Annotated in this window: 22 protein-coding genes and 1 pseudogene; 4 read left to right on the top strand and 19 right to left on the bottom strand. The window is 28.3% G+C overall.

Features of this window, described 5'->3' with window-relative positions:
• Positions 1-147: 147 nt before the first annotated feature.
• The 6 genes from pdxA to OM90_RS00990 all read right to left on the bottom strand — a co-directional run bounded on the left by pdxA (position 148) and on the right by OM90_RS00990 (position 6877).
• On the bottom strand, positions 148-1164 hold the full coding sequence (pdxA, locus tag OM90_RS00965) for a 4-hydroxythreonine-4-phosphate dehydrogenase PdxA (RefSeq protein WP_058485009.1): 1017 nt from the start codon (positions 1162-1164) through the stop codon (positions 148-150).
• A complete protein-coding gene (locus OM90_RS00970; RefSeq protein WP_058485010.1) occupies positions 1161-2483 on the bottom strand; it encodes a four-carbon acid sugar kinase family protein in 1323 nt (440 codons plus the stop codon). The genes pdxA and OM90_RS00970 overlap by 4 nt, the downstream gene beginning before the upstream one ends.
• Before the next feature lie 2 nt (positions 2484-2485).
• Positions 2486-3250: a DeoR/GlpR family DNA-binding transcription regulator gene (locus OM90_RS00975; protein WP_058485011.1), complete on the bottom strand. Its 765-nt coding sequence runs from the start codon at positions 3248-3250 to the stop codon at positions 2486-2488.
• Between the two features lie 146 nt (positions 3251-3396).
• Positions 3397-4914 (bottom strand): FGGY-family carbohydrate kinase, encoded by a 1518-nt coding sequence (locus tag OM90_RS00980; RefSeq protein WP_058485012.1) that lies wholly within the window; start codon positions 4912-4914, stop codon positions 3397-3399.
• Positions 4915-4935: 21 nt separating this feature from the next.
• Positions 4936-5784, bottom strand: a complete 849-nt coding sequence (locus OM90_RS00985; protein WP_058485013.1) for a class II fructose-bisphosphate aldolase — start codon at positions 5782-5784, stop codon at positions 4936-4938.
• Positions 5777-6877: a 2-hydroxyacid dehydrogenase gene (locus OM90_RS00990; protein WP_202813774.1), complete on the bottom strand. Its 1101-nt coding sequence runs from the start codon at positions 6875-6877 to the stop codon at positions 5777-5779. Before OM90_RS00990 ends, OM90_RS00985 begins: the two co-directional genes overlap by 8 nt.
• 272 nt (positions 6878-7149) lie before the next feature.
• Here OM90_RS00990 and upp point away from each other — a divergent pair, with 272 nt between their 5' ends.
• The gene (upp, locus tag OM90_RS00995; protein WP_058485015.1) at positions 7150-7782 is read left to right on the top strand and encodes a uracil phosphoribosyltransferase; all 633 of its coding nucleotides are present in this window, start codon (positions 7150-7152) and stop codon (positions 7780-7782) included.
• Positions 7783-7947: 165 nt separating this feature from the next.
• Here upp and OM90_RS01000 read toward each other — a convergent pair whose 3' ends face one another.
• The 5 genes from OM90_RS01000 to OM90_RS01015 all read right to left on the bottom strand — a co-directional run bounded on the left by OM90_RS01000 (position 7948) and on the right by OM90_RS01015 (position 9866).
• Entirely contained in the window at positions 7948-8238 is a 291-nt protein-coding gene (locus tag OM90_RS01000) for an MFS transporter (RefSeq protein ID WP_160323628.1), read from the bottom strand.
• Positions 8239-8279: 41 nt separating this feature from the next.
• On the bottom strand, positions 8280-8444 hold the full coding sequence (locus OM90_RS12555) for an MFS transporter (RefSeq protein ID WP_144428513.1): 165 nt from the start codon (positions 8442-8444) through the stop codon (positions 8280-8282).
• An 89-nt stretch (positions 8445-8533) separates the two neighbouring features.
• A complete protein-coding gene (locus OM90_RS01005; RefSeq protein WP_058485017.1) occupies positions 8534-8761 on the bottom strand; it encodes a thioredoxin family protein in 228 nt (75 codons plus the stop codon).
• Between the two features lie 89 nt (positions 8762-8850).
• Positions 8851-9384, bottom strand: coding sequence for a permease (locus OM90_RS01010; protein WP_058485018.1), 534 nt, complete (start codon positions 9382-9384; stop codon positions 8851-8853).
• Positions 9381-9866: a permease gene (locus OM90_RS01015; RefSeq protein WP_084757907.1), complete on the bottom strand. Its 486-nt coding sequence runs from the start codon at positions 9864-9866 to the stop codon at positions 9381-9383. Before OM90_RS01015 ends, OM90_RS01010 begins: the two co-directional genes overlap by 4 nt.
• Before the next feature lie 489 nt (positions 9867-10355).
• Between OM90_RS01015 and OM90_RS01020 the strand changes: the two genes are divergently transcribed.
• Complete coding sequence (locus tag OM90_RS01020) at positions 10356-11321, top strand: carbohydrate kinase family protein (RefSeq protein WP_058485019.1); 966 nt, start codon at positions 10356-10358, stop codon at positions 11319-11321.
• Between the two features lie 127 nt (positions 11322-11448).
• On the opposite strand, the gene OM90_RS01025 is transcribed toward OM90_RS01020, so the two are convergent.
• From OM90_RS01025 to OM90_RS12720, 4 genes are all read right to left on the bottom strand, one after another.
• Positions 11449-11679, bottom strand: coding sequence for an Lcl C-terminal domain-containing protein (locus tag OM90_RS01025; protein ID WP_058485020.1), 231 nt, complete (start codon positions 11677-11679; stop codon positions 11449-11451).
• Complete coding sequence (locus tag OM90_RS13055) at positions 11648-11803, bottom strand: hypothetical protein (protein WP_202813775.1); 156 nt, start codon at positions 11801-11803, stop codon at positions 11648-11650. The genes OM90_RS01025 and OM90_RS13055 overlap by 32 nt, the downstream gene beginning before the upstream one ends.
• A 39-nt stretch (positions 11804-11842) precedes the next feature.
• Positions 11843-12316 (bottom strand): GNAT family N-acetyltransferase, encoded by a 474-nt coding sequence (locus OM90_RS01030; protein ID WP_058485021.1) that lies wholly within the window; start codon positions 12314-12316, stop codon positions 11843-11845.
• Between the two features lie 63 nt (positions 12317-12379).
• A complete protein-coding gene (locus OM90_RS12720) occupies positions 12380-12529 on the bottom strand; it encodes a hypothetical protein (protein WP_160323629.1) in 150 nt (49 codons plus the stop codon).
• Positions 12530-13214: 685 nt separating this feature from the next.
• On the opposite strand from OM90_RS12720, the gene OM90_RS01035 reads away from it, so the two are divergent.
• Positions 13215-13724, top strand: a complete 510-nt coding sequence (locus OM90_RS01035; RefSeq protein ID WP_058485022.1) for a hypothetical protein — start codon at positions 13215-13217, stop codon at positions 13722-13724.
• 162 nt (positions 13725-13886) lie between these two features.
• Here the strand turns inward: OM90_RS01035 and OM90_RS01040 are convergent, their stop codons facing one another.
• The 4 genes from OM90_RS01040 to OM90_RS01055 all read right to left on the bottom strand — a co-directional run bounded on the left by OM90_RS01040 (position 13887) and on the right by OM90_RS01055 (position 16835).
• On the bottom strand, positions 13887-14540 hold the full coding sequence (locus OM90_RS01040) for an ABC-2 transporter permease (protein WP_058485023.1): 654 nt from the start codon (positions 14538-14540) through the stop codon (positions 13887-13889).
• Positions 14533-15399, bottom strand: coding sequence for an ABC transporter ATP-binding protein (locus OM90_RS01045; RefSeq protein WP_058485024.1), 867 nt, complete (start codon positions 15397-15399; stop codon positions 14533-14535). The genes OM90_RS01040 and OM90_RS01045 overlap by 8 nt, the downstream gene beginning before the upstream one ends.
• 1 nt (position 15400) lies before the next feature.
• Entirely contained in the window at positions 15401-15775 is a 375-nt protein-coding gene (locus OM90_RS01050) for a GntR family transcriptional regulator (RefSeq protein WP_058485025.1), read from the bottom strand.
• 646 nt (positions 15776-16421) lie between these two features.
• A complete protein-coding gene (locus OM90_RS01055; RefSeq protein WP_058485026.1) occupies positions 16422-16835 on the bottom strand; it encodes a hypothetical protein in 414 nt (137 codons plus the stop codon).
• 266 nt (positions 16836-17101) lie between these two features.
• On the opposite strand from OM90_RS01055, the pseudogene OM90_RS01060 reads away from it, so the two are divergent.
• Positions 17102-17492: pseudogene (locus OM90_RS01060) on the top strand (transposase); the annotation flags it as partial.
• Positions 17493-17916: the final 424 nt, after the last annotated feature.

Genomic DNA, 17916 nt, shown 5'->3' on the forward strand with positions numbered 1-17916 from the left:
AAACCATAAATAAAAAATCCGAAGAAACCATACTATGATAATCTTATTATCAAAATGACACTAAGATTATCACCTTAATTTCTCCGGATTATTATTAAAATACGTAGCTAATCTTTATATAATTATTTATATAATTATTTATATAATTTATTTCTTCTTGTAATTCTGTCTATATTTTAAACCATACTTTGCCGCTAAACGTATAGCTTCTGCCATACTTACTTCACTTGCAATACCTTTACCAGCAATATCAAAAGCTGTCCCATGATCCACTGAAGTTCTTAAAAAAGGCATGCCTACTGTTAAAGAAATAGTTCTTTCAAAATCCAAAGTTTTAGTAGCAATATGTCCTTGATCATGATATAAAGATAAGACTGCATCATAACGTCCCTGAAGAGCTAAGTGAAATACAGAATCTGCACCTATAGGGCCAACTACTAAGTACCCTTTTTCAGATGCTTCTTTAATAGCTGGAATAACCTCATTTACTTCTTCCATACCAAATAAGCCCTCTTCACCACTATGAGGATTTAACCCTGCAACAGCAATTTTTGGATTTTCTACTCCAAGCTTTATAAGTTCTGCTGTACAACGTTCAATATAATCTAGAAGCCTCTCTTTTGTAACCATATCGCACGCTTTTCTTAGGGAAACATGCCGACTTAAAAAGAATACCCTCATTCCCCTTACTTCAAACATTGTTAAAGGGTCATGTGTATTTGTTAATCCTGCAAATATTTCAGTATGCCCTATATATGGTACTCCTGCTTTTTTTAGTGACTTTTTATTTATTGTACTTGTAGCAACTACATCGATTTTCCCCTCTAAAGCTAACTGAATACATTTTTCTATATATTCATAGGCTGCTCGTCCACACATTGCCTGTTCTTGACCCATTTGCAACTTATCAATATCCACATTCTTTAAATCAATAATATCAATAGTTCCCGGAATATATAATCCTTCTTCAGGTGTGTTAACTATATTTATTTTTGCAGTAATATTACAAAATTCACATGCATATTTTACAACATTTACATCACCTACTACAATTGGTCTTCCCACATCATACAAGTCTTTATTCATCAAACTTTTTACAACTATCTCTGGCCCAATACCTGCTGGGTCTCCAATAGGAATCCCTATTAGCGGTTTATTATTCATACATTTCTCTCCTTTACTGCTATTCTTTCCATTAAATAATCTACAACTTTAACTAATCCATCTTCTTCTCCGATCATACCACCTTTTGTTATAACATCTAAAATTGCACCTTTTTCATTTATTAAAGTACCAGATACTGCTAGAGGATAAACTTCTCCTTCAATCTCTAATGCTTCCGAATTAAAGCTATTAGCAATTGCTAAAGTAGTATCTCCACCGCTCGAAAACAGTCCTTTAAATCTTTTATCTTCATTGATAAGACATTTAGTTATTTGAGCTAAAACATTATTTATTCTTTTAGATATAGATTCTACAGTTACATTTAATCTTTTGGCTTCTTTCTTTAAATCTACATGATATTCTCCTTTTAAATCTGTTGTTGTTAAGCATACTAATGAATATTGGTCTAACTTATTTTTTATACTATTTACTATTTCTTGTATTATTTGTTCATCAGAATTAGCATATAACATTTCTTTTACATCTAGTTTTTGATATAAAACCTTTTTCTTATTCATCAAATAACAGATTTGGTCATGACTTAATTTTGTTACACTTCCTATAGTTAATAATATTTTTGCTTTATTTTCTACACGTCCTTTTTCTTTTACACAACGTACAGTCTCTCTTATAAAAGGTCCAGGACATACAGTAAAATAAGGTATATTAAGTCCTGTTACTGCTGTTGCAACTTTTTTTATATGCTCATCTGTCATTGAATCAAAAATAATAATTTTTGCACCACTATTAATATTTTTATTAATTTCTGAAACCAAATAGTCATACCCAGTTTCTATTACATCGATACAAATTTGAGCTGTTTTTCTTTTACTTTGAATATTCACAATTTTTCTAACATTAGATTCATAAACTGGACTTTTAGGGTCTTTAGCTACATCTGTATTTTGCAATATAACTCCTTCTACTAAAGAAAACCCTCCCAAACATTTTCTATCAGATTTCGGATATGCTGGTATAACAAATGCCACATAATTCTCACCTAACGCATCCATCATACCATCTATTTCAGCTCCTATATTTCCCCTTAAAGTGCTATCTATCCTTTTATTAAATAAAAAATTTCCATAATTTTTAAGTATCTTTGTTGTTTTATAAACCTTATCATATGCAATTTGCGGCTCATCACCTCTACTATCTGTAGATATGACGATACCATCATAGTCTTTAATTATATTTTCCCATTTTACTTTATCCGTATCTGATAAAATAGTTAATACTTTTTCTCCAAGATTTTTTAGCAATACTCCAGTAGCATTTGCTCCTGTTAAATCATCTGCAATTACAATTGTAGAAAGCATTCTTATCCTCCTATTAATCGAACTTCTACTCCTTTTTCTTTCAACTCTTTCATAAATTCATTGTTAAAAACTTTATTTGTAATTATTACATCAAAATCTTTTATATGAGCAATTTTTACAAGTGACTTTACTCCAAATTTCGATTCATCCACAAGCAAAACACTTTTATCCGCTAGTTCAATTAATTTTGATTTTAATTTAGCCTTTTCAAATGTAGGTGTAGTTAAATAATATTGATTTGTTATAGCTGATCCCCCTAAAAAAGCATAATCAATATTAATACGTTCAATAAATGTGTTCCACTCAACAGATAATACGGCGCCTGTTTTCTTTTCTAGTTTTCCACCTAAAAAATGAACTTCATTTTCAGTACGATATAATAATGATGCAATTTTCAAATCCCCCGTAATAATAACTAAATCATTTCTATTTTTTAATATATTTGCAAGTTCATATGTTGTAGTACCTGCATCAAGAAAAATTGTAGAAGGTCCTTTTATTAATTCACTAGCTGATTGTGCAATTTTTTTCTTAATCTCGATATTTTTTTCTTTTTTAACATCATATTCTTCTTCAAAATATAAACTCGTAGACAATACTGCTCCTCCATGGGTTCTTTTTAGTAAATCTTCCGCCTCTAACTTATCCAAATCTCTACGAACTGTCATAGGGGTTACATTCATTTCTTTAGCTAATTCTTCTACTTTAACACTTCCATTCAAATTCAGTTTATCCATAATATATTTTCTTCTTTCTATTGGTAACATAGGTAACCTCCGTATTTGTTCATTTTTGTTTATTAATATTGGTTTCATTATATGTTTTTATAATTCTTTTGTCAAATAAACAAAATTCTTGTAATTAAAGGTTATAAATATTGTAAAAAAGATAAAACTGAATTTGAATGAAAAAATTATATTGGTTCAGTAAAAAAACGAAAAACATCCATTTCATTTAATGCGTAATAGAGTATTTTTTTTCTCTTTTTTAGTTTCATATACTTCATTACATTCTTTGCTTGAACATGATATGTTACTGGCTTTTCTACATTTGCACTTTCAAATGCTTCTTTATAAGATTTAAAATATCCAAGAGTTACTGCAGCTGACATAAAAGCTCCTAAAGAACTTGCTTCACTATTTTTATATTTTTCTACTCTCTTATTATATGCATCTGCTTGTATTTGATTATACGTATCAAAATTAGTTAATCCTCCAGCTACACTTACCGCATCTACTCTTCCAATCAAACTAGCAATTATATCAATATTTTGTGCATTTTCTAATACAATCCCTTCTAATATGGCACGTGCTATATCCCCTTTTGTAGTATTTAAATTTAAATTATATATCATACCTTTTGATAGAGGATTCCAGTATGGTGCAGCACTTCCTTTAAAATGAGGCAAAACAACAACTCCATTTGCTCCTACAGGTGAATTAGCTGCTGCCTCATTAATTTTTTCATAAGAATTTAACTCATCATCAAAAAACTCTGAATTAAACCATCGATATATAGTCCCAGATGTTAAAAGCCCTGCTTCTACAATCCATTTCCCTGGAATTGCTGAAGCACTACATAATGTTCTCATTCTTGAATCAAAAACTGGTTTGTCAGAATATGCTATTACAAAAGAACCTGTCCCTGTATTAGCTTCAACTCTTCCAGGTTCTAAAACATTTAATCCCAGTGCAGCACACTGTTGATCACCACCTGCTATAATAACTGGCGTACCTGAAGCTAACTTTAATTGCTCTGCTACTTCAGGTAATACATCGCCTACAATTGAACCAGGTTTAACTAAATCACATAACAAACTTTTATCTATGCCGAACTGCTCAATTAATTCATCATCCCATTTAAATGATGACAAATCCATTAGTAGGGTTCTACACGCTTGAGAATGATCTGTTACATATCTACCAGTTAATAAATAAATTATATAATCCTGAATCCCCAGCATTTTATAAGTTACACAATATAATTCGGGTTCATTCTCTTTTATCCATAAAATCTTTGGTACTACAAAATACGGGTCTATCTTGATTCCTGTCTTTAGATATATTTTTTTAATATCAAATTCTTCTTTCATCCTTTGGCTAATAGCATAACTCCTTTTATCTTGCCACATTATAGCATTATATAATGGTTTTCCATTAACATCTACAGGAATTACTGATGCCCTTTGGGAAGTTACTGAAACTCCTACTACTCTTTTTGGATCTCCATTATATTTCCCCATAACTTCAATAATAGTTTCATAAAGTGCTACTTTAAAATCTCTGGGATCTTGTTCTACAAATCCATTTTCATAGAAAGTTGGATTATACAATCTTGAACTAGTATATTTTTTATGACCATTTATATCATATAGAATGCTACGCATACTAGACGTACCAACATCAATTGTTAAAATATATTTATCGTCCATATTTACACACCACCCTGGTATTTACGACCTCACACTATAAAACAATTGAGAATATTTTAAGACCACTTCCTTAACAGCTTCTTTAGCTAATAAACTAACTTTAGAAAAATGATATTTTTCCTCTTTAGCAAGTTTATCTCTTATTTGATTTACCACATTTACTGAAATCTCTGTATTAACATTTATTTTAGTTATACCATTCTTAATACATTCTTTAATTACATCTTCCGGTGTCCCTGACCCTCCATGTAAAACTAAAGGAGTATCTCCAACTTTTTCATTTATTTTTTTTAGAACATTTACATTTACTTTAGGAACACCTTTGTACATACCATGAACTGTTCCTATAGAAACTGCTAATGCGTCTACTCCTGTTTCTTCAATAAATTGTTTTGCTTGTTCAGGGTCAGTGTAAATTTGTTCCGCTCCTTCTTCATTTGAAAACTCTCCTAAAGCCAAAGACCCCAATTCAGCTTCAACAGAAACATTTGCTGCATGAGCTATATCAACAACTTTTTTCGTTTTCATTATATTTTCTACAAAATCTAAATCTGAACCATCATACATCACTGAAGTAAATCCTGCTTGTATGGCTTGTACAATATGATCAATAGATTTACAATGATCTAAATGTATAGCTATAGGAACATCTTCACCTATTTTTTCTAATGATTTAACGATATCTACAAATTCTTCTGGATTTATATTATTAAGATAGTTTTCACCAAGTGCGATAATGCCCGGTACTTTCAATTTTTTTATTGCTTCAATTGCTCCTCTAATTGTTTCATAATTGTAACAACTATATGACCCTATTGCATAACTATTTTCTTTTGCTTCATCAAGCAAACTTTTCAAATTTTTAAGCATTATTTCGTACCCCCTCTAACCATTTTTTTAACTCTTCATTTTCTAAAACTTCGGGGTTAACAATGAATTTTGCTTCTTCGCCTTTAAGAAATCTTCTAATATCTTCCATTAATAACTCTGGAGATTTTGTTAAGGTTTCAGTGGTTGTTCCTGCAATATGAGTTGTTAAAGTAACATTATCTAATTTTAGTAATGGATTATCTTGTCTTACTGGCTCATTAGGAAATACATCAATACCTGCTCCAGCAATACGTTTATTAGCAAGTGCATCTACTAATGCGTCTTGGTCTACCAAACCTGCTCTTGCAGTATTAATAAGTACTGCTGTTTTTTTCATTAAACTTATTTCTTTTGCAGAAACGAAATTTCTTGTAGCTTCGCACATTCTTAAGTGTAAACTTATATAATCAGATTCTTTAAAAAGTGTTTCCTTATCTACAGGGATACATCCTGCTTCACGAATAATATCATCATCAACAAATGGGTCATATACTAATCTTTCACAATCCCAACCAGACATCTTTTTAGCAAACAATCTTCCTATATAACCAAATCCTGCTATCCCCACTTTTTTACCTTTAATTTGAGGTATAAAATCAATATTTGAAAATTCTTTTCGCCATCCTCCATTTACAATGGAATAATGAGCTCTTGCAATATTTCTTGATTCAGCTAAAAGAAGTCCTACTGCAAAATCAGATACTGCTTCCGCATTTCTTCCCATAACATTAAATACTAATACTCCACGTTTTGTTGCTTCTTCAACATTTACATTTTCAAGTCCAGCTCTACAAACTCCTGCAATTTTAAGGTTTGGCATTGCATCAAACACCTTTGTAAAAATCGGAACAAAAAGTCCTAATAACATAGAAGCATCTTTTCCTTCTGATTCTATAACTTCTGGAACTACTTCAATTTCTGGACCTTGTTGTTCTACTTTTAATCGGCGGTCTTGAAGTTTGCTCCAATCACTCTCATAATATCCTGTAACATAAGATTCTACATAATCTCCTAATACTCTTGGCAATGGTTCTTCAAATAAAGCTGGAGGAATCATAGCATCTCCCACTAATAAAACTTTTTCTTTTTTCATTTTCATTTCTCCTTTGCAATATTTTTATTTTTGTTATTTTTGTTGTTTGTTTTTGTTTGTTGTAAGTAAATATTAACACATATCGTTCGTATTGTCAATAAAAAATAATAAAAAAGATAAAATACGAACTTTTTCAAACATCATTGATTTATTTTTTAGTTTCTTTATGCAAAAGTATATAATTAATCTCAACAATTATCTTATTGACAAATTTAGCTACCTGTATTATTCTTTACAAGGTTGTAATAATACTTAAAAGGAGGTTAATATTAATGTATAAAAATTTAAAGGTATTAAATCATCCACTGTTACAACATAAACTAACACTATTAAGAGATAAAAATACGAATTCAAAAGATTTTAGAGCTCTTGTAAAAGAAATTGCTATGTTAGAAGGCTATGAAGTAACAAGAGACCTCCCATTAGAAGATATCTCCATCGAAACTCCCATCTGCAAAACTAAGTCAAGTGTCATTACTGGAAAAACTGTAGCTATTGTTCCCATTCTAAGAGCCGGACTCGGTATGGTTGATGGTTTATTAAATCTTCTTCCTACCGCAAAAGTAGGGCATATCGGTTTATATCGTAACGAAGAAACACTTCATCCCGTTGAATATTACTGCAAACTCCCCTTAGATGTTGAACAAAGAACCGTTATTGTTACAGAACCAATGTTAGCCACAGGTGGGTCTGTTTTAGCAGCAATAAAATTATTAAAATCTCATGGCGTTAAAGACATCAAAATTATGACTATATTATCTGCACAACAAGGAGTAGACGCTGTTCTAAAAGCTCATCCTGATATCGAACTATATACTTTAGCAATCGATAAAGAACTCGATGAAAATGGATATATCACTCCTGGATTAGGAGATGCTGGAGATAGAATCTTTGGTACAAAATAAAAATTTTAACTAAAAACTTCAATCTTACTACAATTTTAGTATTACCAAAAATCTATATTAAAATTAATATAAAAACTCCTTTCTAGTAGTACACAAATGATACCAGAAAGGAGCTTTTATATATTTAAAAGTAATTATTCAAAAAGCTCTATATAATTAATATTTTTAATTACTCAATTTCATTGAAAATTTATATGCTTTTTGTACAACTATTGTTGAAATTAAAGCTATTATAAACATTACTGTTCCTGCAACTATAAATATCTTGCTAATTCCAAAAGAATTTAATATTTTTCCATTAATAAATGTTCCAATACCTCCTCCTACAAACATATTAAAAGATGCAAGAGACATGGCTGTTCCCCGTAACTTTGGCATAACTTCTTGAGCCGTTGTTACCAAAGTGGACTGCAAAGATAAACCAACAAGGAATATAGTACTAACTACTTTCAACAAATTTCCATTGGTTAAAGCTTCTTTATATACTTTCGTAAAATTTAAACCAATGCTAATGTTACAGGGAAAATCCCTGCATCAAATGCCCCAATATTAATTATCTTTGTTTTCCCATATCTATCTCCTAAAGGTCCAAAAATTATTGTAAATAATCCAAAAGAAAGCATATATGCCGTTACAGATTTATTCCTTTTATCTTTACTCATAATATTCTCCTTTCTTGTATATCTTAATATTTATATAATTAGATATATTGTTTTATATAAAATGCCCTACAAGGGCATTTTATATAGCATTATAAATATTGTTTTATATCTTCTACAGATGGAACTCTTCCCATAACTTTTACTTTCTCATCTACTACAAGAGCCGGTGTTTTCATAACACCATAAGCCATAATATCTTTAAAATCCTGTACCTTTTCAATAGTAGCTTCAATACCTAATTCCTTTACTGCTTCCCTAGCATTAGCCTCTAATTTTTTACAATTAGCACATCCTGAACCTAAAATTTTAATTACCATAAATAAAAGCCTCCTTCATAAATTTATTCTATTATTATGGCAAAGTTTTTATATACCATTTTCCATTCCTGTAATTTAAAAAGTTATCACTAATCCATATTTTCAATTTTTTTATATATTTTTATTATTTCTTCTTTAGAAATTAATCTAGATAACACATGAGCTATAATGATTATACCAGGAATATCTACTAATAATCTAGTTATGGCAAATTTAGCTCCCAAAGCTGATATTTCAAATAAAAACATGGGTATTTTTGTAGTAGACCATGCTCCAATAAATATAAGTACATTGCTAAATTTTGCTCCTTTTTTCATAAAAACTGCTGCCACCGGAAATGCGCCATAAAGGGGACCTGCTGCTGCAGAACCTAAAATAATAGATAAAATTATACCTTTTATTCCAGAACCTTCCCCCATATATTTCACCATGGTTTCTCTTGGAACCCATGTATCTAATAATCCTAGAAGAATAAATATAGGTGGAATAACAAGAATCATTTGCTTAAAACTATCTCCTGCAACACTAAGGGCTTTTAACCCCATATTTTTATCTATTAAAATAGTAATAACTATAACACATATAGTAATTAAAAAAAATCTATATTTTTTTATCAAATTCATATTCCACCTACCACCTTCCCAATTATATAAGCTACTAGAAAAGAAAATATAAACGCTAAAATATTCCTTGCCACTGTGAGTTTTTTACCAAAATACTTTATTTCTACTGGAATAGTAACAATTCCTACCATCATAAGAGTAGAAATAAAAGCCCCTATCTGCATATATCCTGCTCCATTTTTAAGAAGCATATCAGACATTGGAAAGGCTACAAATCCCGGAATAAGAGTAATAGCTCCAACTATAGCTGAAAGAATAATCCCAAACCATCCTGATTCTTCACCAATAATACTTGATACAAACTCTGTATTAAATACAGCAAGAAGTATCCCTACTAACATAGTAATACCAAGAATCTGTGGTAATATATTATCAAAAGATTTCCATGCTTTTTTTAGAGCTTTTTTTGTTTTTTGTTTATCCTTTAAAAAAGAAATAATTAAAAGTATAATCATAACGGCATAAAAAAGATAATTTCCCACGTTAAAATCCCATCCTATTTTAAATATTATTTTAATAAATTATTTGTATAAAATATTATTTTATACAAATCTTAACTGCTAAATTTTTATCTTAAAAATTAGATATTTATACAGGATATAATCATACTCATTCTATACTTATATACCCATATCGGTATATTGGTATGATACTCTCATTTTTTATATATGTCAATAGTTGTATATAAATTAATTTTATTAAAATGAATAAATATTAATATTTAATACTCATAGTAACATATCCAGTTGCTATCCTAGCTTTATATTAATTTTATATAAATAGTTTAAAAACAAAATAATTTATTGGCAAATACAATAAAATGTAATTATAATTAAATTAAGAAATTGGTAACATTATTGTAGAGAATTATTATAAAAAATTCAACTATTTCAGATATCACTAAAAAAAGTATGTAGATATTCTTTTCTGGAAGAATAACTACAGAATTCAAGAAAGGATGTAAAAATATAATGGAAAAAGAATTTGATGTGATCGCCTTGGGTGAACTTTTATTTGATTTTACCTCAGCAGGAAAAAGCAATCAAGGAAACGAAATATTTGAAGCTTGTCCCGGTGGAGCTCCATGTAATGTATTATCGATTCTTTGCAAGCTAGGGAAAAAAACAGCATTTATAGGTAAAATAGGGAATGACCAATTTGGAGCATCTCTTAGAAAATTATTAAATGAATTAAAAATTGATACTTCTTATCTTCTTACAGATCCAAAAGTTAATACAACTCTTGCTTTTGTACACACAGGATTAAATGGTGAACGGGATTTTTCTTTTTATAGAAATCCCGGTGCTGACATGATGTTAGATGAAAAAGATATTGATGTTAAATTTTTAAAAAAAGCTAAAATATTTCATTTTGGAACATTATCCATGACACATGATAATGTAAGAAAAGCAACTAAAAAAGCAGTTATGGCAACAAAAGAAAATAATCTATTGATTTCTTTTGACCCTAATTTAAGACCTATGCTATGGGAATCTTTAGAGAAAGCAAAAGAACAAATGGAGTATGGATGCCACATTTGCGATATATTAAAAATATCTGATAATGAAATTCAGTTCCTTACTGGAAAAGAAGATTTAGATGAAGGTATAAAATTTATTAAAGAAAAATATAATATACCACTAATTCTCTTAACCATGGGAAGTAAAGGTAGCAGAGCGTATTATAAAGATATTCGAATAGAATGTGAAGCAGTTCCTTGTAAAGCAATCGAAACTACTGGAGCTGGAGATACTTTTTGTGGTTGTGTATTAAATTTTATATTAGAACATGATTTTTACAATCTTACCAAAGAACAAATTAGTAATATGCTAAAGTTTGCTAATGCCGCTGCAGCAATTGTAACTACAAGAAAAGGTGCAATCAAGTCAATGCCAGAAAAAGAGGAAATTTTACAGTTTTATAAATTTTATAGTTAATATATATCCATAAAAAATAGCCCCTAAATGTTTATATCATATGGGGCTATTTTTTATTATAATTATTTATGCATACTTATATAGTATTATATTTAAATTTCAAGCAAAACAATTACTTAAAAAGACACTAATCTAAATGTGTAGTACTAGCCCAAAAATAAGGATATTGTTTATTCCCATTCATATCCTTAATAGGGGTAACATTAAATAATGGGTAAATAGCAGCCGAATCAGTTGTTCCAGGTGAGCGTGTATAATCTACAATACTCTGCAATTCTTTCGCATTGGGCAATCGCCAATCTGTATATCCTGCTAACTCAAGATTTTCAGCATAAGCAAGAGCTTCCTCCCATGTCATTTTTCCCCATATCCTTCATCCACATAAGTCCAGTCACATTATCAGTTATAGTGCCATCTCCATTATCAGTATAACTAGGTTGATTTCCATTTATACTACCTCTCTTTTTTCCATATTGACACATATGTATATATACTATACCAAGTACTTTTTATTATACTTATTATAAATTCATTTCAAATTCAATTTCATGTTTTAATGGTATCCCAGAATTCCCGACTAAAGGGATAGATGGTTTTAATTTTCTTGAAATATCCAATGCATTATAATAAAGTTTTGTCATATCAAATCCCCGTTTTTGATAAAAGCGTATAGCATTTATATTATCGTTTGTAGTAATAACTTTTATTTTTATACACTTCTTTTCTCTTGCTATTTCAATAACCTTATTTAAAAGAGTAGTTCCTATTCCATGATTTTCTTTTAAACTGTCCAAAGACATAATTTCACATTCATTTTCTTTAATTATATATGTTACTAGTCCAAGAATATTTTCACCATCATACATGATAAACCCATCTAATGTTGACATATCAACTAATTCGCCTCTAACAACCATATCAGTAGAAAACCACTTGGAAATAATAAAATCATTAACTTGATTTCTATTTTCACTAGATATTTTTCTTATGTACATACTCTTGCTCTCCTCTTTTAATTAATATTAAATTTTGTCTTAATGTTTTTTCTTATTTCTTCATTAAATATATAAATTTTTATAAATACTATCTAAATTTAAACCATCGTAATGACTAATGTTTTTTACCACTTCTCCATTTTTAAGAAAAATAAATTTTGTACCTATCTGTTTTAGAAAATCTAGTAACGGAGGATAATTCATAATTGCCATAATGATACCCTCTCTTTTTCTCATTCCCATTGAAAGGTCGTTTGAAATTTGATTCTGTTTTTAACTCAAAGGTATTTTGAACAATGTAAAAAATCAATACTAATATAAATAAAAGTATTACTTGCAGAATGCTAAAGTTATAAATAATATTGGAAATATGTTGAATTACCTTTAATTTCCCTAACTCATTTAAAATATTAATGAATATATCTTTTTTATCAATATTATTAAATGTGTTTTCTGAAAAAACTATAAATAAATTTTTAATACTAATAATAAGCGTAATAAAAATACAAATATCTTTTAAAAAAGTAATATATTTATTTTTTATTGTATTGTATATCATGGAAAGAAGAAACAGGATATTAAAAACAATAATTGGACAATTTTATACATATAGTGGTAATAAATAAACAAATTGTAATTATTAATATGATTATAACTTGCAATTTTTTGTATATTAAAAATATTATAAAAGATATCTAGAGTAGTAACAAGTATTATTAAACCATTTTAATAAAATAATAATTCGTTTGCTTTTATTTTAGTCCTAAAACTAAAATATAAAATATTTTTATAAATCATAAAAATATTGACTTTTTTAAATAATATGATGTATAATTAATTCGTGTGGATATACTTTTTGTAATTTTTTAATGATAAAAAATTTTTTAGGAGGTGTTTTATGCAATTATTAAGATCTCAGTTGAAAAATATCTATAGTAATTTACCAAATTATCAAAAAACAGAATGGGCATTAAATGCTAACTATTCAAGCTATCAAGGTTTATACAGATATCTATCAAACAACGGTCATGAAGTTGCTTACAAACGAGTAGTAGATGCACTTAAAAAAACTGTTGGTGAACAACGTTTTCAAGAATTAATCAAGGAGCAAACAGTTCAAACAAACAAAAGAAATTTAGATATTGAAAACTTAATTGATAGGATCTTTAGTAGAGAAGATATGGACTCCCAAAAATATGATATTTTCGAAAGTATAGCAAATCGATTAGGATTTGATATCGATTCCTTTTTTGAAAAAGAAACAGAGATGACAGATATGCTTCGTAAATTTCCTAACAGTGAAGAACTTATCAAAAAAATACGAATGACAACACAAGATATTATTAATATGGTTATTGTTCATAATTTTGCTATACCACTTGCACAAGAAAACTCTAAAATAAAATAGTTCTTAAGCTCTTTTTAAATCTTAAATTTTTCTATTTTATTTATAGACTCCATTTTCATTGAATATGGAGTCTATTTTACGCTTACATTATTATAAAGTGAAATTATTATATCCCGCTAAATATCAAATAAAAATTTTAATGCAAAATATAATTTTGACAAATTAAAACTCTCTTTTTCGGTAAAACTTTAAAGAAAAAACATATGAAATAACAAGTAACAAAATCATTATAACAAATATTTCAGCTACTATTTGTATATTCGATTGGTTATTTAAAAACTGCAAAATTCCTTGAATAAATGTTTTGTTTTTATTTTCTATTAACTTAGAGATAAGTATTCCTGCAACAGTGGATCCCCCAAAAAATAGAATAAAATTAATAATTCTAGATCTTATATATCCTATTTTAAAAAATATAGGAAAATAAATGCTAGTTACTAAAACTATAGAAAATAAGGCTCCTACAACACTTTCAAAGGATACAGGATATACTTTAAAAGGTAATTTAAATATTTTTATGACACCTGTAATTAAAATATAATATACAATTGCCATTGCTGCAAAAATAAATGTTGAAAGATATTTTGCACCTACTACAGTTTTTCTATTTAGCGGTAGACTATTTAATAAAATATCTGATTTATTTTTATCATCTAAAGCACTGGAAACCTGAATCATAATATATGAAAACACAGTAACACTTATTAAAAACATATCAAATTGTCTAGAAGACAATATCATAAGTAATATATAAACTATTCCAAAACGTAAAGTATTTTTTTGTATTAATATATCTTTTAGAATTAAATTAAACATTTTGTATCCCCCTTACATAATAAAACATTATATCATCAAGAGAAGGCTTATCAATAATTACTCTGTCTTTTAATATCCTTTTTATCTCTTGTCTATTTTCTATAAGTCCCTCAAATCCAAACTGATTTTCTTTTATTCCAATAAAATATTTTCTTACATCCGAATTAAGGATTTCTTTTGGTCCTTTTACCAATCCGTGATTATCAAGGATATCATCTTTAGTGCAAGAAAACACAATGCTGCCATTGTTTATAAATGTTATGTAATCTGCTATCTTATCCAGATCAGTTGTAATATGGGTAGAGAAAAATACACTCTTATTTTCATTTTGTATAAACGAAGTTAATATATCTAATAATTCATTCCTTATAATTGGGTCAAGCCCTGAAGTTGGCTCATCCATTATTAACAAATCTGCATTATGAGATAATGCAACAGCAATGGAAAATTTCATCTTCATTCCTTTTGATAATTCCTTTATCTTTTTCTTAAAAGGCAAGGAAAACTCCTTAATATATTTATTGAATAAACTATCATCCCAATTTTTATAGAAGGGAGCTATTACTCTTTTCATTTCCATAATAGTTAGTTCTTCATAAAAATAATTTTCATCAAATACAAATCCTATTCTATTTTTTATCTCTTTTTCATACTTGATATTATCCAGTCCAAATATTTTAATTTCTCCATCATCTTTTTTAAGTAAATTCATAATAAGTTTTATAGTTGTACTCTTTCCTGCCCCATTTGGACCAATAAAACCCATAATATATCCTTTTTCCAAAGTAAAATTTATATTTTTTATAGAAAAATCCTTAAAATTCTTTTTTAAATTTTTCACTTCTAAAATAGGTTCCATGCTATCCCTCCTCATAAAGTATTTTTAACATTTCCTGCATTTCTTCAAGAGACAACTCAATAGACCTGCCCGCATCAACTGCTTCTGCCAATTTTTCTTCAACAATTTTTAAGCGCATTTCTTTTAGCAGTTCTTTGTTTTTAGCTGCCACAAAAGACCCTTTACCTTGTACTGTTACTATATAACCATCATTTTCTAATTTTTCATATGCTTTTTTTGTGGTAATGACGCTTATCTGCAAGTCTTTAGCTAAACTCCTTATAGAAGGAAGTTTCTCATTCTCTGCAAGATCTCCTCGTATGATCATATTCTTAATCTGTTTTACAATCTGTTCATAAATCGGCTCCTGTGAAAAGTTAGAAATAATAATATTCATCTATCCTATCTTATCCTTCCGTATATAAACTATATATATTATCTATAGTGTATATATACATTATATACACTTATATTATTTTGTCAATATAAATTAAAAACTTTCCTGTATATTTAACATGAATACTACTCTAAAATCCCTTATCATATTGTCAAATCATCTGTTTATGATAATCTAAAATTATCATAGTATAATAATTGAAAACTCCCCTAGAAGAATATAAAATAACCCTATGAAATGTTTTCATAGGGAGGTTAAAAAGCTGATTGATTTAATGCATAAACAAAAAAATAATTCTTTAATATTTTAAGGTCGATCAGAAAAAACTTTAAGAACATTTGAAAAAATATTCGAAAAATACGACCTTATTATAGCTGATGAACTAAGATACATATTTTTTGATAAAGAAAAGTCCAAACTACTATTTACATATCTTTCTCTAAGAGCCGGTAAAAATCTACAATAATTACTACCAATTCCTATTCAATTCACTTATTTATATTATCCATATCATAAATTGCCTATTTAACAAATCGTCTAAAACATATTCTTTTTTACAATTCTATTGGTATTCCGTTAACATAATTTATGTTGAAAATGATGTTACAATTTTCCCAAATACTAAATATTAAAAGAGTTAAAACGTTTATACAAGTACTTCTGGTTGAATATAGAACTTCTTTTCATTACCTCGTATTTCTATATAATTTTTCCAAACATAAAACTTCCAGTGCTTACCTTCACTTGAATTCTCAAACATTATATCTGGTGTCATTAATTCTTTAAGTTCCTTAAAGTTAATATAATATATTTTGTTTCCTTCTAACCGAACTGCCAATATTGCAATATCTGAATCATCTAGTATTTCAACCTGTTTAATTGTAAGATCAAACCATCCTTGCCCTTGAGAATGCAACTTTGATGATGGTGTACAAAGAATAAGTTTCTTTCCGGCACTTATCCCTTCATACATAATTTGTTTCCCTTTAATATTTGATAATATGCAATTATATTTCTCTCCGATAGTTTTAAGTACAATTTGCTTATCTGGAATCAACATTTTATCCCTCCCTAAATGGTATTTTTTTCATTATAGCATAGAAGTGTGCAGCCGCATTTAACAATTTTATTGTTAACAACTACTGTTAATCTAAAATATAAATTGGCATCTCATTTATATCTAGAATAGATGAGGGTAACACAATATAAATTGTGTTACCCTCGAGTAGAAGATTATAAAAATTAGGTTCTATAATAAATGCACTTGTTAAATAAATCTGCTAAATTTAGTTACCATAAATACACAAAAAAGGAGATTTATTCGTTAGAAAATTTATCTTATCTAGATACCATAAACTTAATGATGAAAATAAAAAAGCTGTTGATTTAATGCTTTTATATAATGATGATTTAAGACTTGCTCATTTTCTTAAAGAATGGTTCTATAAAATATTTCAAAGTAATAAATACTCTTATCAAAGAACTGCTTTAAAGCATTGGATTGAAAATGCCGAAACCTCTTCAATTCCTGAATTTGAGAAATGTGCTGCTACATATAGAAGGTGGTCTAAAGAGATTAAAAATGCTTTTAAATATGGTTATACTAATGGAGCAACTGAAGGTTTTAATAATAAGATTAAGGTTTTAAAACTTATATCTTTTGGTTTTAAAAAACTTTAGAAGATTGCGTAATAGGATAATTCATTGTACTAATTAAATAATAATTAAATATCTTTGTGGGAAATCCTACATTTAGTTAGATTTATTAAGTGCACCCAAAAATAAGAAAATAATAAAGAAATTTGATTACTACATTAAAATAAGCTCAAAAGCAATAATGGAGCGAGATTTAAAATAATCCCACCCCAACTATTAACAAAGAGCCGAAAAATCATGGTTCCAATAAGGTTTTCTACCCTATTTTCACCATGACTTTTAACATGACTTTTTTATTTTTAACACAACTTTTTTATTTGTGACACGAGTTTTTTAGAGTTATACAGCAAATCAAGATTTCTCTTATTTTGCTACGGGATTTTGAGATTAATTTTATTGTATATTTAAAATAAACTCCGCTCCAAACGACTTTCCCTCAAACCCTTATCCCTTCTCGCCTTATGCCCATTTTCCTAATTCTTTCC

The organism is Defluviitalea phaphyphila (assembly GCF_001466305.1).
Taxonomy (GTDB): Bacteria; Bacillota; Clostridia; order Lachnospirales; family Defluviitaleaceae; genus Defluviitalea_A; species Defluviitalea_A phaphyphila.